Genomic DNA, 21,177 nt, shown 5'->3' with positions numbered 1-21,177 from the left:
TCTATTCTATGCTTCCGGCGCGCGGCACAGGTCCGCAGCGCAACATTGGACGCGAGCATGTCCTTGACCCTGTACCAGCGCGACGACTGCCATCTGTGCGACCAGGCCCTGCAGGTGCTGGCGCAGGCGCGCGTGGCCGACCTGGAAAGCGTTTTCATCGATGACGACGACGCGCTGGAGGCGCGCTATGGCGTGCGCGTGCCGGTGCTGCGCGCCGCCGACGGGCGCGAACTGGACTGGCCGTTCGATGCGGACGGCGTGCGCGCCTGGTTGGCGGCCGCGGCCGAACGCGTGTAAGACGCGCATAAAAAAAGCGGCGGACCCGACGAGGAAATCCGCCGCTCAGCGGCCGCGCGCCCGCGGCCTGTGGCGAATCACTTCGCCTTGAACACCACCTTGGTGCTGATCGCGGTTTCGTTGGGAATGGTCTTGGTATCGGCCCAGTCGCCGCCGCCCACGCCGAAGTCCAGGCGCTTGACCGTGGCCTTGCCGGCCAGCACCGGCTGCGCGCCCGGGGTCCAAGTGAAGGTCAGGGTCACCGGCTTGGACACGCCGCGCAGTTCCAGGGTGCCGTCGGCGGCGAACTGGTTGTTGCCCAGCGCGCGGAACTTGTCGGCGCGGTAGTGCGCGGTGGCGAACTTGGCCACGTCGAAGAAATCCGCGCCCTGCAGGGTGGAGTCGCGGTCGGTGTTGCCGCTCTTGGCGCCGGCCAGCGGGATGGTCACGTCGAGCTTGGCGCCGGCCAGGTTGGCCGGGTCGAAGCTGAGCTTGGTGTCGAAGCCGGGGAACTGGCCGGTGAACACTTCGCCGTCGTACTTGCTGGCGAACACCAGGGTGGAGCCGGGGGCCTGCACATAGTCGGCGGCCCGCACCGCGGGGGCGGCGGCGAGCAGGGCCACCAGGCTGGCGGCAACGGCGGCGGGGGACGCGAAACGGGTGGACATCGAAACAGCTCCTCAGGACTTGGGGGTGAGCCAGCCGCGCGGCAGCATCCGCGCCAGGGTGGCATCGCGTTGGAACAGGTGGTGGTAGAAGGCGGCGCCGGCATGCGCCAGGACCACCGCGATCAGCAGCCAGAAGCCCCATTCGTGCACCGTGTGCGACAGGTCGCGCAGGTGCTCGTTCGGGGCGCTGAGCTTGGGCACGGCGACCAGGCCGAACCAGCGGAACGGGCGCAGGCCGCTGGCCGAGTCGTACAGCCAGCCGGACAGCGGGATGGCGAAGATCATCACGTACAGCAAGGCGTGGGTGCCGTCGGCGATGCGCTCCTGCCAGCCGGGCGTGCCCGGCACCGGCTTGGGCGCGCCGGCGTACAGGCGCCAGCCCAGCCGCGCGATCACCAGCGCCAGCACGGTCAGGCCCAGCGACTTGTGCGCGGTGTAGACCCAGAAATACTTGGGCGTCTTCGGCAGCTCGCCCATGGTCAGGCCGACCACGCCGAGCAGCAGGATCAGCGCGGCGATCAGCCAGTGCAGGGTCTGGCTGACGCTGCCCCAGCGGTCGCGGGTATTGCGGGCGCTCATGGCGTGCCGTCCTGCGCATTCGGCGCGGTGGTGGTGTCGGTGGGAGCGGCGGGCGCGGTGCCCGGTGCCGGATCCGGCTCGGCCTTGGCGCCGCCTTCGCGGGTGGCCTCGGCCTCGATGCGCAGCTCCACCGTGCCGCCGATCACCGACGGCCAGGCACTGATGCCGAAGTCGGCGCGCTGCAGGGTCGTGGTGGCGGAGAAGCCGGCGGTGCGGCGGAACGGCGGCAGCGGATGGCGCTTGACCGCGTTCAGGGTCACGTCCAGTGTCACCTCGCGGGTGACGCCGTGCAGGGTCAACTGCCCGATCACCTTGGCGTGCTGAGCGTCGATGGGTTCGACGCGGGTGGAGACGAACTGCGCCTCCGGGTAGCGCTCGCCGTCGAGCAGGTTGTGCGCCAGCGCGGCGCGGTTCCACTTGGCATCGCCCAGATCCAGACGCTGCAACGGCACCCGCGCCTGCAGCCGCGCGCTGCGCCAGTCGTCCGGGTCGAACACCAGGGTGCCGGTGCTGCCGGACACGGTACCCAGCGCCTTGGAGAAGCCGGCGTGCTCGATCGCGAACAGCACCCGCGTGTGTACCGGGTCCAGCGCGTACTGTGCCGGCGCGGCCAGGGCGGCGCCCGGCAAGGCCAGCAGGAGTGCCACGAGAGAGGGTTTGAGCATGAAGCGGGCCGCGCTGGGAGGGTCGCCGGATTCTAGTCACAGTCCGGCCCGGCTGCGCACCTGCGCCACGTAACGGTTCGTTGCACGCCGCGACAGGTGTGATTTTTCCGCGGCCGCGCGGTATAAGAACGCTGCCGCGGCGAGCGGCACACGGAGCGGCCGCCCCGCGCGTCCGGCCCCGGCAGTGCGCCGGTGTTCATCCGCCGACGTCCTTTGCCGGAGCCGATGTCCATGCCCATCCCGCATCCCCCACGCCGGTGGCGCTGCTGGGGGCTGGCCTGCCTGTTGGCGTTGGCCGGCGTCTGCGCCGACGCCTGGGCCGGGGTGCCGCAACTGCCGCGCTTTCGGGTGTTCTCCAGCGAGCAGGGGCTGCCGTCCAGCGACATCTCCGGGCTGCAGCTGGACCGCGACGGGTATCTGTGGATCGCCAGTGGCGATGGCCTGGCCCGCTACGACGGGCGCGAGTTCCGGGTCTGGCGCCACGACCCGGCCGATCCGGCGTCGCTGCGCTGCAATTACGTGCAGGACCTGCACATCGACGCGCGCGACCGCATCTGGGTGGCCTGCGAGGGCGGTGGCCTCAGCATGCTCGGCGCGGACCGGCGCGGCTTCCGTCACTTCAACATGGCCACGCAGCCGGCGATGCGCAGCGACGAGGTGTTCGCTATCGCCAGCCGCGGCGATGCGGTGTTCTTCGGCACCTACCGCGGTGGCCTGTACCGGCTGGGCGACGATGGCCGGGTGCAGCGCATCCGTGCCGGCGACCCGAAGGTGGACGCGCTGCTCGACAGCGCGGTGCTGACCCTGGCCTTCGACGACGCCGGGGTGTTGTGGGTGGGCACCTTCAAGGGCCTGGTGCGCTACGACGGCCGCCACGCCAGCGCCTACCGCATCGACGACGGCATGCCGCAGGAGGAGCAGGTGATCATGTCGATCACCCGGCTCAGCGATGGCCTGTGGTTCAGCGGCAACACCGGCCTGTTCCGGCGCGACCGTGCCGGGCGCTGGTTGCGCGCGGACTGGATCGGCGCGCTGCACCGCGCCGCCAACGCGATCGCCGAGGACGGCGCCGGCGGCTACTGGCTCGGCAATGGCGAAGGCCTGTGGCACAAGCCAGCCGACGGGCCGGCGCGGCGGGTGGACACCGGCGGCGCGGCGGTGTCCGGCGCCAGCGTGGTGGAGACCCTGCTGCGCGATCGCGAGGGCGGCCTGTGGGTGCCGCTGCCGACCCGCGGCCTGGGCTACCTGCGTCCGGACTGGCGCCGGCTGGCGGTGCTGGGCACCGCGCAGGGCCTGCCCGCCGACCAGTACGTCGGCCTGGCGCCGGCGCGCGCGGGCGGGGTGTGGCTGCTAGGCGCCGGCGCCAGCGTGTTCCGCCTCGATACCACCAGCGGTGCGCTGAGCGCGCCGCACTGGTCCAACGGCGCGCCCAGCGGACGCACGCTGTCGGTGCTGGACGACCCGCGCGGCGCGCTGTGGATCGGCGGCAGCAGCGTGCTGTTGCGTGGCCCGCTGGACGGCGGCCCGCTGCAGCGCTGGACCCGCGCCGCCGGCGAGGCCGATGCGATCCCGGACGGCACGCTCGCCTGGCTGCAACTGGACGCGCGCCAGCGGCTGTGGATCGGCGCACCGGGCTATGGCGTGCAGGTGCGCGATGGCGACGGCCGCGTGCTGCAGAACATTCCCGGCGGCCAGCACGGCCTGGCCGGCACCGACATCGCGGCGTTGGCGATGGCGCCGGACGGCACGCCGTGGGTGGCCGCCGAACAGTTCCAGCAGTGGGACGACGCGGCCGGCCAGTTCCGCACGCCGCCGGAACTGGCCGGCGAGAAAGTGCAGTCGTTCGCCTTCGCCGACGCGCGCACGCTGTGGGTGCACCGGCTGTCCGGGCTGGAACTGTGGCGGCGCACCGGCGGCAGGTGGCAGCGCAGCCAGCGCTACGCGGTGGCCGACGGGCTGCCGGCCACCGAGTCCAGCGCACTGGTCGCCGATCCGCAGGGGCGCGCGTGGCTGGGCATGCGCCGCGGCCTGTTCCGGGTCGATCCGCGGCGCACCCCGGCGGTGCGCGCGTTCGGCACCCGCGACGGGCTCGGCAGCCAGGAACTGGTCCGGCGCGGCCTGCTGATGACCGCCGACGGGGTACTGGTGGCCGCGGCCGCCGACGGCAGCGTGGCGCTGCTGGACACCCAGCAGCCGGATCCGGTGCCGGTGCCGCTGGCGCTGAGCATGGAGAGCGTGCAGGTGCGGCGCGGCCCGCGCCTGCTGAGCCTGCCGACGCGCGGCGACTTCACCTTGCGCTCGGACGATCGCGACCTGCGCGTGGCGGTGCGGTTGCTGTCGTACATCGATCCCGAACACATCGTCTACCGGTTCCGCCTGCCGGGCTACGACCGCGACTGGGTCAGCACCGGCGCCAGCGGCGAACGCACCCTGCCGCAACTGCCCGACGGCGCGCAGGTGCTGGAGATCCAGGCGCGCACCCGCAATGGCGCGTGGTCGCCGACGCTGCGCCTGCCGTTCCAGGTGCAGCCGCCGTGGTGGCGCAGCGTCTGGGGCATCGTCGGGTTGCTCGCCGCGGCCGGCCTGCTGCTGCTGGTGTCGCTGCGCGCCTACCGGCGCCGCCTGGGCCGCCAGCACGCCTGGGAACTGGCCCTGCACAAGCAGGAACTGGCCGAACAGGCCTCGCTGGCCAAGACCCGCTTCCTGGCCACGCTGGGCCACGAGGTGCGCACGCCGCTGACCGGGGTGCTGGGCATGAGCGAACTGCTGCTGGCCACGCCGCTGGACCCCAAGCAGCGCGGCTACACCGAGTCGATCCGCCGCGCCGGCACGCACCTGCTGCACCTGGTCAACGACGCGCTGGACCTGGCGCGGATCGAGGCCGGGCGCCTGCGCCTGGAGTCGCAGCCGTTCGCATTGCAGGCGCTGATCGCCGAAGTGGTCAACCTGATGGCGCCGCTGGCGCAGGCGCGCGGGCTGCGCTTCGATCTGCACGACGCCATGCCCGGCCCGACCACGGTGGAGGGCGATGCGCTGCGGGTGCGGCAGATCCTGCTGAACCTGCTCGGCAACGCGATCAAGTTCACCAGCAGCGGTTCGGTTGCGCTGACGGTCGCGCCGACGCAGGACGGCCACGGGCTGTGCATCGAGGTCGCCGACACCGGCCCGGGCATCGGCGTCGAACAACAGGCGCGGCTGTTCCAGCGCTTCGAGCAGGGCGACGGGCCGCGCACCGCGGTGCGCCAGGGCGGTAGCGGCCTGGGCCTGGCGATCAGCCAGGAACTGGCGATGGCGATGGGCGGGCGCATCCAGGTCGAGAGCCGGCTCGGGCATGGCGCGCGTTTCCGCGTGGGCCTGCCGCTGCGCTGGCGCCTGGCGCAGGAGCCGGCGGCGCCGGCGGTGGCGCCGCGGGCGCGCACTGCGCTGCGCATCCTGCTGGTCGAGGACGAACCGACCGTGGCGCAGGTGATGATCGAGTTGCTGCGGGGCCGCGGCCACCAAGTGGCCTGGGCCGCGCACGGCCTGGAAGCGCTCACCGAAGCCAGCCAGGGCAGCTTCGACATCGGCTTGCTCGACCTGGACCTGCCGGCGCTCGACGGCCTGGCGCTGGCGCGGCAGTTGCGTGCGCTGGGCCATGGCTTCCCGCTGGTGGCGGTGACTGCGCGCTCCGACGGTGAGGCCGAGGCCGCCGCGCGCGCTGCCGGATTCGCCGGATTCGTGCGCAAGCCGGTCACCGGGCAGATGCTGGAAGCGGCCATCGACGCGGTGCTGGACGGCGCGCCACCGCCGGTCTGAGCCGATGCATGCCGCGGTTGCCAGCGCTGGCGTTTATCGCCGACGATGGCGCCGGTGACGCGGGACGGATGCCCGTCGGGGGGAGACAGAGGCGATGCGGTCGAGACGGATCTTGGGATGGCTGCTGCTGGCGTGGTCCGCGGTCGCCGGCGCGGCAGTGCCGCCGACGCCGCAGCCGCGCCAGCTGACCGTGGCCGACGGCCTGCCGTCCAACAGCATCAATGGCTTCGCCGAGGATAAGCTCGGCTATCTGTGGCTGGCCAGCGGTGACGGCCTGGCGCGCTTCGACGGACGCGGCTACCGCATCTGGCGGATCGAGGACGGCCTGCACGCCAACAAGATCTGGTCGGTGCACGTCGATGCGCAGAACCGGGTCTGGTTCGGTACCGACGGTGCCGGCCTGGGCACGCTCTCCGCCGATCGCCGCCAGTTCCGCTACTACGATCGCAGCACCTATCCGCAGATCGGCTCCACCACCGTGTGGGCCATCGCGTCCACGCCGGACGGCAGCGTCTGGTTCGGGACCGCCGCTGGTGGCCTGCACCAGTTGCAGCCGGACGGCCGCCTGCGCCGCTTCATGCCGATCCCCGGCGACGCGCACAGCCTGCCTTCGGCCAGCGTCACCCATCTGGCGACCACGCCGGACGGCACCCTGTGGGTGGGCACCCGCGGTGGTCTGGCGCGCTGGACCGGGCACGATTTCCAGCGACTCGATGCTGCCGCGCTGCCGCGGCCGGAGGTGCAGGGGCTGACCCCCGAACGCGATGGCACGGTGTGGGTCGCCACCACCGGCGGGGCGCGCCTGGTGCGCGCCGACGCCAGCGTGGTGGAGCCGTACTGGCGCAACATGCCCAGCGACAGCGTGCTGGGCATGCTGGTCCACGACCGCCACGGCACGCGCTGGTTCGACACCATGGACGGGCTGGGCCGCGAAAGCGAGTCCGGCGTGATCCGCAACGTGCCGCTGTACAGCAACTCCGCGCACGGATTGGTCAAGCCGAACTGGTCGCTGGCCTTCGAGGACCGCGAGGGCGGCCTGTGGTTCGCCAGCGGCAATGCCGGCCTGTGGCACTTGCCGGCCAACTGGCAGCAGTTCTCGGTGCTGTCCTACCGGGTGGACGACCCGGAGTCGATGGGCAATCCCTACGTGCTGGCCACCGCCGCTTCCCGCGACGGCGGCGTGTGGCTGGCGGGCACGCGCGGGGTGCTGGACAAGCTCGACCCGGCCACCGGTGCCGTGCGTCGGCACATGCGCGCGCTGTTCGGTCTGGACTGGACGCGGGCGATCGCCGAGGACCCGCAGGGCCGGCTGTGGGCGGCGGCCGCCGGAGGCGTGTTGCGCTACGACCCGGCCAGCGGCGAGGTCCGGCGCTGGGGCAAGGACGCCGGTGCCGATGCGCCGATGATGGAGCAGGTGGACCGGATCGTCTTCAGCAGCGACCGCCACCTCTGGATCTTCAGCGACATCAGCGGCGTGCAGGTGCGCGACCTCGATGGCCACGTGCTGCGCACCATGGCGCCGGGAAACGCCGGCCTGCCTGCGGATCTGACCGTGCAGGAGGCCAGCCTCGGGCCGCAGGGCCAGCCCTGGTTGCTGGGGCAGCACGGGCTGCTCGCCTGGAGCCCGGAGCGCGCGCGATTCGAAGCGGTGCCTGGCGCACCGCAGCGCCCGCTGAGCGCGCTGGCGATCAGCGACGGCAACGTGGTCTGGCTGGCCAGCGTCGGCTGCCTGGAGCGTTATCTGTGGGATGGCAGCCGGCTGAGCCTGCTCGACCGCATCGATGCCGAGCAGGAGTTCCCGGCGCTGGCGCCGAACGGCCTGGTGGTCGATGCCAGCGGCGTGGCCTGGCTGAGCAGCATGCGCGGCCTGATCCGGGTCGATCCGGCGAGCAAGGCGATCCGTTCCTATGGCGTGCACGACGGCCTGCCCAACCAGGAGTTCCAGACCCGCAGCCTGGTGCAGGCGCGCAGCGGGCAGATCCTCGGCGGCACCCCGGACGGGGTGGTGCTGTTCGAGCCGTCGCAGGTGGTGCCGTCGCAGCGGCAGCCGCCGCTGGTGATCGAGCACATCGGCGTGCGCCGCGGCGAGCGTGGGCTGGATCTGTTGCACGCCGACCACATCGTGCTGCAGGAAGGCGACCGCGATCTGCATGTGGTCGCGCGCCTGCTGTCGTTCTCCGACACCGACGCCAACACCTACCGCTTCCGCCTCAGCGGCTACGACCCGGACTGGGTCGACGTGGGCGCCAGCGGCGAGCGCCTGTTCTCGCGGCTGCCGTCGGGCCACTACACCCTGGAGATGCAGGCGCGTACTGCCGACAAGGTGTGGTCGAAGGTGGTGACGCTGCGCTTCCGCGTGCTGCCGCCGTGGTGGCGCAGCCCCTGGGGCCTGGCCGGGCTGGCGGCGCTGGCCGCCCTGGCGCTGTGGCTGCTCGCCTACCTGTACCGGCGGCGTTTGCGCCGCCGCGCTGCCTGGCAACTGGCCGTGCACAAGCAGGAGGTGGCCGAGCAGGCCTCGCTGGCCAAGACCCGCTTCCTGGCCACGCTCGGCCACGAGGTGCGCACGCCGATGACCGGCGTGTTGGGCATGAGCGAACTGCTGCTGGCCACCTCGCTGGATGCCAAGCAGCGCCGTTACACCGAGTCGATCCACGACGCCGGCTCGCACCTACTGCGTCTGGTCAACGATGCGCTGGACCTGGCGCGGATCGAGGCCGGGCGCCTGGAACTGGAGCAGCAGCCGTTCGACCTGGGCCGGCTGATCGCCGAACTGGAGGCGATGATGGGGCCGATGGCGCGCAGCCGCGGGCTGCTCTTCGCCCTGGACAACGCCATGCCGCCGCAGGTCACCGCGCGCGGCGACGCCACGCGGGTGCGGCAGATCCTGCTGAACCTGCTCAACAACGCCATCAAGTTCACCGAGCACGGCAGCGTGCAATTGCGGGTGGCGCCGTTGCAGCCGCAGCAGGGCGTGCGTTTCGAGGTCGCCGATACCGGGCCGGGCATCAATGCCGAACAGCAGGCGCGATTGTTCCAGCGCTTCGAGCAGGCCGACGGGCCGCGCACCGCCGCGCGCTACGGCGGCAGCGGCCTGGGCCTGGCGATCAGCCAGGAACTGGCGGTGGCGATGGGCGGGCGCATCGACCTGAGCAGCCGGCTTGGTGCCGGCACGCGCTTCGTGGTCGACCTGCCGTTGCCGTGGGCGCCGGTGCCGCTGCCGCAGGCACCGCGCGACGCCAGCGCGTCCGCCGGCGCCGCAGCGCCGCGGCGGATCCTGCTGGTCGAAGACGACCCGACCGTGGCCGAGGTGGTCGGCGGCCTGCTGCGCGCGCGCGGCCACCACGTCACCCACGCCGCGCACGCGCTGGCCGCGCTGACCGAAGCGGCGGCCGGCCCCTTCGACATCGCCCTGCTGGACCTGGATCTGCCCGGCCTGGACGGCCTGGCGCTGGCGCGGCAGTTGCGCGCCTTCGGCTACGTCATGCCGCTGATCGCAGTCACCGCCCGTGCCGACGCCGACGCCGAACCGCAGGCGCGTGCCGCCGGTTTCAGCGGATTCCTGCGCAAGCCGGTGACGGGCGAGATGTTGGCGAGGGCGGTGGAGGGTGAGCCGGGCCCGGAAGAAACACCGCAACCGGGGAAGCACGGCAGCGACGATCGCCCTTAGCGCGTTCGCCCCGCCACTGCCACCGTCGTAGGAGCGGCTTCAGCCGCGACCGGGCATTGCCGAGAACATCCGGTCGCGGCTGAAGCCGCTCCCACGCGTTTCAACGGATCCGGCAGGCCGCGATATCGCCGCCGTTGCGAATCCCCAATCCCGGCTCCCCAATCCCTGCTTTTCGGCTACTCCGCCACTTCCTCTACCTGCTTCGGCGACGGCCGGGTGTCCGGCAACTGCCAGAAGATCAGGGTCGAGGTCAGGGTGATCGCGCCGACGCAGACGAAGGTCGCATGCAGCGCCGCGGTGGCCCCGTGGGTATCGCCGAGGTGGGTGTTGAACGCGGCCAGCAGGCTGCCCGCGGCCGCGGCGCCGAAGCCGGTGGCCAGCATCATCACCATCGACAGCAGGCTGTTGCCCGCGCTGGCCTGGTCGCGGTCCAGGTCGCGCAGGGTCACGGTGTTCATGACGGTGAACTGCAGCGAGTTGACCGCGCCGAACAGGGCCAGCTGCAGCAGCCGCCAGCCCAGTGGCTGGCCGGCGTCGAACAGCAGGAAGCTGGCCATCGCCGTGCCGACCAGCACGGTGTTGGTCATCAGTACGCGGCGGTAGCCGAAGCGCTCCACCAGTTTCACCGCCGCGCGCTTGGAGGCCATGCCGGCCAGCGCCACCGGGATCATCATCAGCCCGGCGTTCATCGGACTCATGCCCAGGCCCACCTGCAGCAGCAGCGGGATCAGGAACGGCATGCTGCCGCTGCCCACGCGCGAGAACAGATTGCCGAGGATGCCGATGCGGAAGCTGGTGACCTTGAACAGATGCAGCGGGAACAGCGGCGCCGCCGCGTTGGCCGCGTGCAGCCAGTAGCCGATCAGTGCCGCCAGCCCGGCGATCGCCAGCAGCATCACGAAGGCGTGGCGCAGGCCCAGCTCGGAGATGCCGTCCAGCGCCAGCGACAGCGCGACCATGCCGAAGGCAAGCATCGCGTAGCCGATCAGGTCGAAGCGGGTGCGCTGCTCGCCGTAGAAGTCCGGCATGATCTTCAGCGCGGCGGCGAAGCCGATCGCACCGATCGGCAGGTTGATCAGGAACACCCAGTGCCAGGACGCCACCTGCACCAGCCAGCCGCCCAGGGTCGGTCCGACCAGCGGCCCGATCAGCGCGGGGATGGCGATGAAGCTCATCGCGCTGAGGAACTGCGCGCGCGACACCGAGCGCATCACCGCCAGCCGGCCCACCGGCAGCAGCATCGCGCCGCCGATGCCCTGCAGCACCCGCGCGGCCACCAGATACGGCAGCCGCGGCGCCGCCGCGCACAGCAGCGAGCCGAGGGTGAACAGCACGATCGCGGTCAGGAAGGTGCGGCGCGTGCCGTAGCGGTCAGCGATCCAGCCGGAGGCGGGGATGAACATCGCCACCGCCAGCGCATAGCTGAAGACCACCGACTGCATCTGCAGCGGGCTCTCGCCCAGGCTGCGCGCCATCGCCGGCAACGCGGTGTTGACGATGGTGGCATCGAGCATCTGCATGAAGATGGCCAGCGAGACCAGCCACAGCAGCGGACGGAAACTGCGCGCGTTGGGAACGGCGATCGGATCGGAGGAGGGCGCGGACATCGGCACGCAGGGTGACGCGGGGGGAGCACTAGGATCGCGCAGATCGCGTCGCCGTGTCGTGCAGTCGCGCGCGTTGCGCGCTTGCGATGCAGCGCGCGCTCAGCGATCAGCGCTGTCAACGCAGGGGTGGACGGCGCCTTGCAGGCGCCCACGTAGGAGCGGCTTCAGCCGCGACGGGCATTCCCAAAACGTCCTGTCGCGGCTGAAGCCGCTCCTACGCAAAAGCGCAGAAGATCGAGCGCACGGTCAGATCGCCGACCGTGCGCGAGACTGCAATCCCGAATCCCGGCGTTCAACCACGCCGACTATGCCGCTGCACCGCCTCCACCAGCGCGCCGACATGCTCGGGCTGCATGTCCGGCGACAGGCCGTGGCCGAGGTTGAACACGTGGCCGTCCAGCGAGCCGCCGTTGCCGTCGGCATAGCTGCGCAGCACGCGCTGCACTTCGCGGTCGATCGCCTCCGGCGCGCCGTACAGCATCGCCGGGTCCAGGTTGCCCTGCAGGGCGACGCGGCCGCCGGTGCGGCGCGCGGCGTCGGCCAGGTCGATGGTCCAGTCCACGCCCACGCCTTCCGCACCGGAGCCGGCCAGCTCTTCCAGGTAGGGCGCATTGCCCTTGCCGAACAGGATCAGCGGGGTGCGCTCGGCGCCGTCGCCGCGCGCCAGTTCGCGGGCGATGCGCTGCAGGTAGGGCAGGGAGAACTCGCGGTACATCGCCGGGCTCAGCACGCCGCCCCAGGTGTCGAACACCTGCAGCGCCTGCGCGCCGGCCGCGCGCTGCGCCGCCAGGTAGGCGATCACCGCGTCGGTGTTGACCGACAGCAGCGTGTGCAGCGCCGCGGGGTCGTTCAGCGCCAGCGCCTTGATCCGCGCGTAGTTGTCGCTGCCGCCGCCCTCGACCATGTAGCAGGCCAGGGTCCAGGGGCTGCCGGAGAAGCCGATCAGCGGCACGCTGCCGTCCAGTTCGCGGCGGATCACCCGCACCGCGTCCATCACGTAGCGCAGCTCGGTCTCCATGTCCGGCACGCCGAGCCTGGCGATCGCCGCGGCATCGCGCACGGGGTGGCGGAACTTGGGGCCTTCGCCTTCGACGAAGTACAACTCCAGGCCCATCGCATCGGGAATGGTGAGGATGTCCGAGAACAGGATCGCCGCGTCCAGCGGGAACCGCGCCAGCGGCTGCAGGGTCACCTCGCAGGCCAGTTCCGGGGTCTTGGCCATGGCCAGGAAGCTGCCGGCGCGGGCGCGGGTGGCGCGGTACTCGGGCAGGTAGCGCCCGGCCTGGCGCATCAGCCACACGGGGGTCTGGTCCACGGGCTGGCGGCGCAGCGCGCGCAGCAGGCGGTCGTTCTTGAGCATGGGGATTCCTTAGCGCGGCGCGTCGGCGCCACGGGTGAACATGACCTGGAAGCCGCGCTTGAGCTGGGCGTCGCGGGCTTTCTCGAAGGCGGCGTTGGCGTCTTCCTGCTGCAGGTAGAGCTCGCGCCGCAGCTGCGCACGGCCACCGATCTGGCCGCTCTCGCGCAACAGTTCCCAGCCGCCGAGCAGGTCCGGCTGCAGGGTCAGCTGCAGGTAGCGTGGCGGCTCGTTGCCGTCGGGGCGTTGCTGGAGGAAGACGCGCATGCGCCGATTGTAGCGGGTGCCGGTGCAGGCGACGTGGCCCGGTCGGCGGAACGCTGCGGCCGCTCAGCCGGCACGGAAGCCGCGGCGATACGCCGACGGCGGCAACCCCAGGTCGCGCGTGAACTGCAGGCGCAGCGCGCCGGCGCTGCCGAAGCCGCAGTCGGCCGCGATGCGCTCCAGCGCCAGGTCGGTGCGCTCCAGCAACTGCTGGGCGCGCACCAGCCGCTGGTGCGCCAGCCACTGCACCACGGTGGTCCCGGTCACCTGGCGGAACTGCCGGGTGAAGCTGCGCCGGCTCATCCGCGCGTGCGCGGCCAGCGCATCCAGCCGTTGGGGCTGGTCCAGGCGCTGCAGCATCCAGTCCAGGGTCGGGCCGAGCTGGGCGTCGCGGCGGCTGACCGGCAACGGTTGTTCGATGTACTGCGCCTGCCCGCCCTGGCGGTGCGGCGCCACCACCAGGCGCCGGGCGATGCGGTTGGCGACGTCGGCGCCGTGGCGGCGCCGCACCAGGTGCAGGCAGCAATCGATGCCGGCCACGGTGCCGGCCGAGGTCAGCACGTCGCCGTCGTCCACGTACAGCACGTCCGGTTGCAGCCGCACCTGCGGATGGCGCTGCGCGAAGCGCGCCAGCGCCGCCCAGTGGGTGGTGGCGGGGCGGCCGTCGAGCAGGCCGGCATCGGCCAGCACGAAGGTGCCCAGGCACAGCCCGACCACCTGCGCGCCGGCGGCGTGGGCGCGGCGCAGCGCCTGGCACAGCACCTCCGGTGCCGGCTCGGCAGCATCGCGCCAGGACGGCACGATCACCGTGTCGGCGCCCTCCAGCGCCTTCAGGCTGTGCTGCACGTGGATGGCGAAGCCGGCGTCGGTGCGCAATGGGCCCGGGTCGACCGCACAGACCCGCAGGTCGAAGGCCGGCAGGTCGGGGTCGGGCCGCGCTTCGAACACCTGGCAGGGCACCGCCAGGTGGAAGGGGCTGATGCGGTCGAAGGCGACCACGGCGATGCGATGCGGCGACATGGCCCGATTTTAGCGAAAACGGTGTTTCGGGCCACTCGTCGGCGCGGGTGCGGCCACCGACACTGGCTGCCCCTCGCCTCGGAGCCACCGCATGTCCTCTCCCCGCCGCGCCCTGCTGGTCATCGATGTCCAGAACGAGTATTTCGATGGCGCGCTGCCCATCGCCCATCCGCCGGTGGCGCAGTCGCTGCCCAACATCCTGCAGGCGATGGACGCGGCGCAGGCGCACGGCGTGCCGGTGCTGGTGGTGCAGCACACCGCGCCGGCGCAGTCACCGGTGTTCGCCGATGGCAGCGCCGGTTGGGCACTGCACCCGCAGGTCGCCGCGCGGCCGCATGCGCGTCTGCTGCGCAAGGCCCGGCCGAGCGTGTTCGCCGATACCGAGCTGGCCGACTGGCTGCAGCAGCACGCGATCGACACGCTGACCGTGGCCGGCTACATGACCCACAACTGCAATGCCTCCACCGTGTACGAGGCGTTCCACCGCGGGCTGGCGGTGGAAGTGCTGGGCGACGCCAGCGGCGCGCTGCCGTATGCCAACGCCGCCGGCCAGGCCAGCGCCGAGGAGATCCACCGGGTGTTCGGGGTGGTGTTCCACAGCAACTTCGCCGCGGTCGCCGACACCGCGCAGTGGATCGCGGCAGTGCAGGCAGGGCAGCCGCTGCCGCGCGACAACGTGCTGCAGTCCAACCGCCGCGCGCGGGGCCTGGCATGAGCGGCGTGCCGCGGGTGCTGCGTGCGCGCGAGTTCACCGGCAGCCGTGCCTGGGAGGCGCTGCCGGTGGCGTTGCTGGACGGGATCGGCGTGCGCATCCACTGGACTGATCAGCCATACGTTTGGCACGTCAACGACGGGGCGGAAGTATTCGTGGTGCTGGACGGGCAGGTGCAGATGCGCTGGCGCGTGCACGGCACCGAGCAGGCGGCGCTGCTGCAGGCCGGCGACGTGTTCCATGCGCCGGAGGGCACCGAGCACGTGGCGCACCCGCAGGGCGCGACGCGGGTGCTGGTGGTGGAGTGCGACGGCAGTCCGTGAGCGTTCGGGCGCACCGCTGGCCGGCCTGCGCCACCGTCCTCGCCCACGCGGTGGGCGGAGACATGGGTCCGTCGATGACGTGTGCACAGCGCGGCGCACACCGCACCTAAGCATGTGCGTTCTATCACGGAGCCATCACTGTCGATCTGGCGTCATTGGAACAGGCTATGCCGCAGCGTGCGCACAGAGATCCTGGTGTCACGGCATCGCCAATCACCACGAGTGCGGACGCGGCCGGCATGCGAAGCCAGAGCGATGGGCGGTTCCCTGGGCAGCACCCAAAGGTCGGCGCGGAACGCGATCACGCCGCGCGCCACGTTGCCATCCATGATGACAGTGCGGCGCCGCGCACAACACGCCGGCGCTGGGTGGGGTATGCGATGCCACAGACTGCGCGCGGCATGGGCCGGGTGGCGCTGCTGGCCGGACTGGCCGCGCTCAGCCTGCTGATCCTCGGCGTGTGGGTCTGGCGCGCACATCGCCAGCAGCCCGCGCCGGCGCCCGAACCCTTGCGCGTGCAGACCATGACGGTCGCGCCGCACCGGGTGCCGGACATCATCGAGACCTCCGGCACCCTGCTGTCGCCGCAGACCGTGGAGGTGCGCGCGCAGGCCGACGGGGTGCTGCAGTCGGTGCTGATCCATGACGGAGAACAGGTCCACGCCGGGCAACTGCTGTTCACCATCGACCCGCGGCCGCTGCGCGCGGCGTTGGCGCAGGCGCGCGCCACCCTGGCCCGCGACCAGGCACTAGCCGCGGATGCGGCCGATACCGAGGCGCGCTACGCCAAGCTGTCCAGGACCGGCGCGGTCGATCCCAAGACCTACACCACGGCGGCCGACACGCTGCGCTCGCTGCGCGGCACCGTCGCCGCCGACCAGGCGCAGGTCGAGCAGACCCTGCTGTCGCTGGCCTACACCCAGGTCCGTGCGCCCATCGACGGCCGCGCCGGCGCCATCGCGGTCAAGCCGGGCAACCTGGTGTCCAGCGGGTCCAGCACCGCGCTGGTCACGCTCAACGTCAGCACCCCGATCGAAGTGCGTTTCGCGCTGGCGCATGTACAGGTCGATGCCGTGCGCGCCGCGCCGCTGGGGCACCAGGGCCTGGGGCTGCCGGTGCTGGCGCTGGATGCGGTGAGCGGCACGCTGCTCGAGCGCGGCGAGGTGGCGTTCCTCGACAACGCCTTCGACACCAGCAGCGGCACGCTGGAGCTGCGCGCACGCTTCGCCAACGCCGGCGCCACGCTGTGGCCTGGGCAGTTCGTCACCGTGCGGGTGATCCTGGCAGAGGACCCGCAGGCGCTGTCGGTCCCCGAGAGCGCCCTGCAGCAGGGACAGCAGGGGCCGTACGTGTACTGCGTGGTCGATGGCCACGCCGCGGCTCGGCCGCTCACGGTGGCGCGGATGGTCGACGGGCAGGCGGTGATCGCCAAGGGCCTGCGCGCGGGCGACCGCGTCATCCTCACCGTGCCCAACGAACTGCGCGACGGCAGCGCCGTGCAATCCGGCAACCAGCACGCCACGCCAAACGCGGCGGCGACCGGACGGCCTGCGTGAACCTGTCGGCGCTGTTCATCCGCCGCGCGGTGATGACCTCGGTGCTGATGATCGGGCTGGTGTTGGCCGGCGGCATGGCCTACTTCGCGCTGCCGGTGAGCGAGCTGCCCGATGTCAGCTTCCCGACCATCACCGTCAACATGTCGCTGCCCGGCGCCAATCCCGAGACCATGGCCGCGGCGGTGGCGACGCCGCTGGAGCGCCAGTTCAGCGGTCTGCCCGGGCTGGACACGATGAGCTCGACCAGCAGCGTCGGCAGCACCCGCATCGTGTTGCAGTTCGCGTTGAGCCGCAATGTCGATGCCGCGGCGCAGGACGTGCAGAACGCGGTGTCGCAGGCGGCCGGCCTGTTGCCGCGCGAGATCAATCCGGCGCAGATCCAGAAGGAGGATCCCAGCGCCGCGCCGATCATGCACCTGATCCTGCGCTCCAAGACCATCGCGCTGCCGCTGCTCAACCAGTTCGCCAAGGACCGCGTGGCGCTGCGCCTGGCCTCGGTGCCGGGCGCCGGCCAGATCGACGTCAACGGCGCGCAGAAGTACGCGGTGCGCCTGTTCGTCAATCCGCACCTGCTCGCCGCCCGCCACCTGGGTTTCGACCAGGTGGTGTCGGCAGTGCAGGCGGGCAACAGCAATGCGCCGGCCGGCACGCTGATGGGGCGCGCGCGGTCCTACACCGTGCGTGCCGACGGGCAGCTCAAGCGCGCGGCCGATTTCGATGCCATGGTGCTGAGCTATGCGGACGGTGCGCCGGTGCGCCTGCGCGACGTCGGCCATGCCGAGGACAGCGTCGAGAACCTGCAGACCGCGGCCTCGCTCAACGGCCAGCGCGCGATCGAGATCAACATCCACCGCCAGCCGGGCGCCAACACGCTGTCGGTGACCCAGGGCATCCAGTCGGCGCTGCCGGGGATTCGCGCGCAGTTGCCCGGCGACGCCCAGCTCGACGTGCTCTACGACCGCGGCGACTACATCGGCGCATCGGTGGAGGACGTGGAGTGGACCCTGGTCGGCTCGCTGGTGCTGGTGATCGTGGTGATCCTGCTGTTCCTGCGCAGCTGGATGGCGACCCTGATCGTGGCGCTGGTGCTGCCGACCTCGCTGATCGGCACCTTCGCGGTGATGCGCCTGCTGCACTTCAGCCTGGACAACATCTCGATGCTGGCGCTGACCCTGTCGGTCGGCTTCGTCGTCGACGACGCCATCGTGGTGATCGAGAACATCGTCCGGCATGCCGAGCAGGGCGCCAGTCGGATGGACGCGGCCATCGCCGCCTCGCGCGAGATCGGCTTCACCGTGCTGTCGATGACGGTGTCGCTGTCGGCGGTGTTCCTGCCGATCGTGTTCATGGGCGGGCTGGTGGGGCGGCTGTTCTCCGAGTTCGGCATGGTGATCGCGATCGCGGTGATCCTGTCCGGCATCGTCTCGCTGACCCTCACCCCGATGCTCGCCAGCCGCTGGCTGGACCCGAAGAAGAGCACGGGCTGGGTGTTCGAGCGCTTCGACCGGCTGGTCGACGCCAGCGAACGCGGCTACGCGCGCTCGCTGGCCTGGGCGACCGAGCGCATCGGTCTGATGTGCGTCATCGGCGTGGCCACCCTGGTCGGCACCGCCGGCGTCTATGCCGTGGTCGAGAAGGGCTTCATCCCGCAGGTGGATTCGGGAAAGATCGACGGCGACACCCGCGTGCCGGAGGGCACCGCCTTCGCCGACTTCGTCGCCAAGCAGGCGGCGGTGGTGAAGATCATCCAGCGCAATCCCAACGTGGCCAACGTCGAATCGGTGATCGGTTCGGACAACTCGCTCAGCAACAGCGGGCGCCTGCTGATCGGGCTCAAGCCGCTGTCCGAGCGCAGCGGCAGCGCCGAGGAGGTGATCCAGGACGTGCGCAAGCAGGTCGCCGCAATCCAGGGCATCACCCTCAACATGCGCAATCCGCCGGCGATCGACATGGGGCCGACCGCCTCGAACGGATCGCTGCAGTACGTGCTGCAGTCCACCGACCAGAAGGCGCTGTACGCCCAGTCCGACACCATCCTGCAGCGCCTGCGGCAACTGCGCGACGTGCAGGATCCGCAGAGCGACCTGCAGCTCAAGAACCCGGAGATCGAGGTGGTGCTGCACCGCGAGCAGGCCGCCGCGCTGGGCGTCACCGCCGCCGGCCTGCAGGACACCCTGGCCAGCGCCTACGGCGGCCGCAAGATCAGCACCATCTACGGCGACACCGATCAGTACGAAGTGCTGCTGCAGGTCGATCCCGCGGCGCAGGCCGACCTCAACGGCCTGGATGCGCTGTCGTTCAACGGCAACCAGAATCCCGGCATCACCGCGATCGGCACGCAGACCTCCAACAGCAGCTCCGGCACCAGCGCGGTGCTGACCGCCGCCGGCGGCCCGATGGTGCCGCTGCGCGCGGTGGCCGACGTGCGCATGGGCGTGGGGCCGGTGGCGATCAACCATTACGCCGGCCTGCCGGCGGTGACCCTGTCGATGAACCTGGCGCCGGGCGTGTCGCTGGGCGAGGCCGCCGCCGGCATCGGCAACCTGATGGCGCAGACCCTGGGCAAGGACGACGCCCGCGCCATCAGCGGCCAGTTCGCCGGCTCGGCGCAGGCCTTCGAGAATTCGATGAAGACGCTGCCGATGCTGCTGCTGATCACCGTGCTGCTGATCTATGGCGTGCTGGCGATCCTGTACGAGAACGCGCTGCACCCGATCACCATCCTGACCTCGCTGCCGCTGGCCGGGTTCGGCGCCATCCTGATGCTGGTGCTGTTCCGCCAGGAGCTCAATCTCTTCAGTTTCGTCGGCCTGATCCTGCTGGTCGGGCTTGTCAAGAAGAACGGCATCATGATGGTGGACTACGCGCTGGACCTGGAGCGCTCGGGCGAGGAACGCTGGCAGCAGCCGCGTGCGGCGATGCTGGAAGCGGCCACGGTGCGCTTCCGCCCGATCATGATGACCACCCTGGCAGCGGTGCTGGGGTCGTTGCCGATCGCGCTGGGGTTCGGCGCCGGCGCCGAGGCACGGCGCCCGCTCGGCATCGCCGTGGTCGGCGGCCTGCTGTTCTCGCAGGCGTTGACCCTGTACCTGACGCCGGCCTTCCACATCGCGGTGGCCGAGTGGCTGGCGCGCCGCCGCGCACGTCGCAACGGCGCCGCGCCGCCGTCGGCGCCGACGCTGCCGGAGCCGGCCTGATGCGCGCGCTCACGTTCGGCGCCGTGTGCCTGCTGTCGGCGTGCAGCTTGACGCCGGCCTACGTGCGTCCCACCGCACCGATCCCGCCGTCGTGGCCGGTGGGCGACGCCTATCTGGCGCAGCACGAGGCCACGCTGCCGTCGCTGAGCTACCGGCAGGTGTTCGGCGACCCGCGGCTGCAGGCGCTCGTCGCGCAGGCGCTGGACCATAATCGCGACCTGCGGATCGCCCTCGCCGATATCGCTCAGGCGCGGGCGCAGTACCGGATCCAGCGCGCGGCCCTGCTGCCGGAGGTGGGGACCAGCGCGACCTACACGCGCTCCTATCGCGGCAAGGGCGCGGCCCCGGGCAACGACACGACCCAGGGCGGCAACGCAGCGGCTGCTCCGGCTGCCGGTTATGCCAGCAACTACGACCTGGGCTTAGGCGTCACCGCCTTCGAACTCGACTTGTTCGGCCGGCTGCGCGCGCTGAGCACGGCCGCGCAGCAGCGCTACCTGGAACAGGAAGCCGCGGCCCGGGCCACGCGCCTGACCCTGGTCGGCGACATCGCCACGACCTGGCTGACCTACGCCAGCGACCGCAGCCTGCTGACGCTCGCGCAGGACACCGTGCGCAGCGCCGGCGCCAGCGTGGCGCTGACCGCACAGCGGGTGGATGGCGGCATCGTGCCGCATTCGGATCTGGACCAGGCCAACCAGGTGCTGCATGCCGCGCAGGCCGACCTGGCCACGCAGACCACGGCGCTGGCGCAGGACGTCAATGCGCTGCAGTTGCTGGTGGGCGCTCCGGTCGATCCGGCACTGTTGCCGGGTTCGATCAAGGAGGTCGCGGCCAGCATCGGCGATCCGCCGGCCGGCCTGGACACCAGCGTGCTGTTGCGGCGGCCCGACGTGGTGCAGGCCGAATACGAATTGCGCGCGGTCAACGCCCAGATCGGTGCGGCGCGCGCCGCGTTGTTTCCCAGCATCAGCCTGAGCGGCCTGCTGGGCCTGAACAGCACCGCGCTGTCGCAGCTGTTCACCCACGACGCGCGCACCGCGTCGGTGGGCGCCGGCGTCGCCTACACCGTGTTCGATGGCGGCGCGGCGCGCGCCAATGTGCGCTACACCGAGGCGCAGCGCGATGCCGCGCTGGCCGGCTACGAAAAGACCGTGCAGACCGCCTTCAGTGAAGTGGCCGATGCCCTGGCCCGGCGCGGCACCATCGATGCGCAGCTGCAGGCGCAGCGCGCGCTCCTCGCCGATGCCGCCAACACCTACGACGCCAGCGCGCAGCGCTATCGCGAGGGTGTGGAAAGCGCGCTGTCCAACCTGGATGCGCAGCGCAGCTACTACGCCGCGCAGCGCAGTCTGGTGGCGGTGGAACTGACCGCGGCCACCAATCGGGTGGCGCTGTACCGCACCTTGGGCGGGGATGCGTCGCTGGAGGTGGCCCAGCCCTGAGTGCGCTCGGCGCGGGTGGGCGGCACGCTGCAGCCGGGAGCGCTGC

15 protein-coding genes are annotated in these 21,177 nt (G+C 71.6%); 8 read left to right on the top strand and 7 right to left on the bottom strand.

The genetic code is table 11. The features are described 5' to 3' along the window. Positions 1-57: 57 nt before the first annotated feature. The gene (locus tag RAB71_RS14930) at positions 58-297 is read left to right on the top strand and encodes a glutaredoxin family protein (protein ID WP_029562272.1); all 240 of its coding nucleotides are present in this window, start codon (positions 58-60) and stop codon (positions 295-297) included. Positions 298-374: 77 nt separating this feature from the next. On the opposite strand, the gene RAB71_RS14925 is transcribed toward RAB71_RS14930, so the two are convergent. From RAB71_RS14925 to RAB71_RS14915, 3 genes are read right to left on the bottom strand one after another with little or no spacing between them, the layout of a single operon-like run. Beyond that, positions 375-944 (bottom strand): YceI family protein, encoded by a 570-nt coding sequence (locus tag RAB71_RS14925; protein WP_010344166.1) that lies wholly within the window; start codon positions 942-944, stop codon positions 375-377. A 12-nt stretch (positions 945-956) separates the two neighbouring features. Beyond that, a complete protein-coding gene (locus RAB71_RS14920) occupies positions 957-1,523 on the bottom strand; it encodes a cytochrome b (RefSeq protein WP_010344165.1) in 567 nt (188 codons plus the stop codon). Continuing rightward, on the bottom strand, positions 1,520-2,188 hold the full coding sequence (locus tag RAB71_RS14915; RefSeq protein ID WP_029562271.1) for a YceI family protein: 669 nt from the start codon (positions 2,186-2,188) through the stop codon (positions 1,520-1,522). The genes RAB71_RS14920 and RAB71_RS14915 overlap by 4 nt, the downstream gene beginning before the upstream one ends. Positions 2,189-2,419: 231 nt before the next feature. On the opposite strand from RAB71_RS14915, the gene RAB71_RS14910 reads away from it, so the two are divergent. Both RAB71_RS14910 and RAB71_RS14905 read left to right on the top strand, forming a co-directional pair. Next, the gene (locus RAB71_RS14910; RefSeq protein ID WP_010344163.1) at positions 2,420-5,983 is read left to right on the top strand and encodes an ATP-binding protein; all 3,564 of its coding nucleotides are present in this window, start codon (positions 2,420-2,422) and stop codon (positions 5,981-5,983) included. A gap of 94 nt (positions 5,984-6,077) precedes the next feature. Then, the gene (locus tag RAB71_RS14905; protein WP_081482007.1) at positions 6,078-9,650 is read left to right on the top strand and encodes an ATP-binding protein; all 3,573 of its coding nucleotides are present in this window, start codon (positions 6,078-6,080) and stop codon (positions 9,648-9,650) included. A gap of 176 nt (positions 9,651-9,826) precedes the next feature. Here RAB71_RS14905 and mdtD read toward each other — a convergent pair whose 3' ends face one another. The 4 genes from mdtD to RAB71_RS14885 all read right to left on the bottom strand — a co-directional run bounded on the left by mdtD (position 9,827) and on the right by RAB71_RS14885 (position 13,898). Then, on the bottom strand, positions 9,827-11,257 hold the full coding sequence (gene mdtD / locus RAB71_RS14900; RefSeq protein WP_010344161.1) for a multidrug transporter subunit MdtD: 1,431 nt from the start codon (positions 11,255-11,257) through the stop codon (positions 9,827-9,829). Between the two features lie 292 nt (positions 11,258-11,549). Then, a complete protein-coding gene (gene hemE, locus RAB71_RS14895) occupies positions 11,550-12,617 on the bottom strand; it encodes a uroporphyrinogen decarboxylase (protein ID WP_010344160.1) in 1,068 nt (355 codons plus the stop codon). A 9-nt stretch (positions 12,618-12,626) separates the two neighbouring features. Then, positions 12,627-12,881 carry a WGR domain-containing protein gene (locus RAB71_RS14890; protein ID WP_010344159.1) on the bottom strand — a complete coding sequence of 85 codons (255 nt, stop codon included), beginning with the start codon at positions 12,879-12,881 and terminating at the stop codon, positions 12,627-12,629. Positions 12,882-12,944: 63 nt separating this feature from the next. Continuing rightward, positions 12,945-13,898 carry a GlxA family transcriptional regulator gene (locus tag RAB71_RS14885; RefSeq protein ID WP_010344158.1) on the bottom strand — a complete coding sequence of 318 codons (954 nt, stop codon included), beginning with the start codon at positions 13,896-13,898 and terminating at the stop codon, positions 12,945-12,947. Positions 13,899-13,989: 91 nt separating this feature from the next. On the opposite strand from RAB71_RS14885, the gene RAB71_RS14880 reads away from it, so the two are divergent. The 5 genes from RAB71_RS14880 to RAB71_RS14860 all read left to right on the top strand — a co-directional run bounded on the left by RAB71_RS14880 (position 13,990) and on the right by RAB71_RS14860 (position 21,131). Next, positions 13,990-14,613, top strand: coding sequence for a cysteine hydrolase family protein (locus RAB71_RS14880; protein WP_010344157.1), 624 nt, complete (start codon positions 13,990-13,992; stop codon positions 14,611-14,613). Further along, positions 14,610-14,933: a cupin gene (locus RAB71_RS14875; RefSeq protein WP_010344156.1), complete on the top strand. Its 324-nt coding sequence runs from the start codon at positions 14,610-14,612 to the stop codon at positions 14,931-14,933. The genes RAB71_RS14880 and RAB71_RS14875 overlap by 4 nt, the downstream gene beginning before the upstream one ends. Before the next feature lie 380 nt (positions 14,934-15,313). Next, positions 15,314-16,489, top strand: coding sequence for an efflux RND transporter periplasmic adaptor subunit (locus RAB71_RS14870; protein ID WP_234006590.1), 1,176 nt, complete (start codon positions 15,314-15,316; stop codon positions 16,487-16,489). Beyond that, positions 16,486-19,686 carry an efflux RND transporter permease subunit gene (locus RAB71_RS14865; RefSeq protein WP_010344154.1) on the top strand — a complete coding sequence of 1,067 codons (3,201 nt, stop codon included), beginning with the start codon at positions 16,486-16,488 and terminating at the stop codon, positions 19,684-19,686. The genes RAB71_RS14870 and RAB71_RS14865 overlap by 4 nt, the downstream gene beginning before the upstream one ends. Further along, a complete protein-coding gene (locus RAB71_RS14860; protein ID WP_041500886.1) occupies positions 19,686-21,131 on the top strand; it encodes an efflux transporter outer membrane subunit in 1,446 nt (481 codons plus the stop codon). The genes RAB71_RS14865 and RAB71_RS14860 overlap by 1 nt, the downstream gene beginning before the upstream one ends. The last annotated feature ends 46 nt before the right edge of the window (positions 21,132-21,177 follow it).

This window comes from Xanthomonas sacchari (assembly GCF_040529065.1).
GTDB lineage: Bacteria > Pseudomonadota > Gammaproteobacteria > Xanthomonadales > Xanthomonadaceae > Xanthomonas_A > Xanthomonas_A sacchari.
Note: the sequence above shows the minus strand (reverse complement) of the source record. Positions and strands in the feature narration are given on the sequence as shown.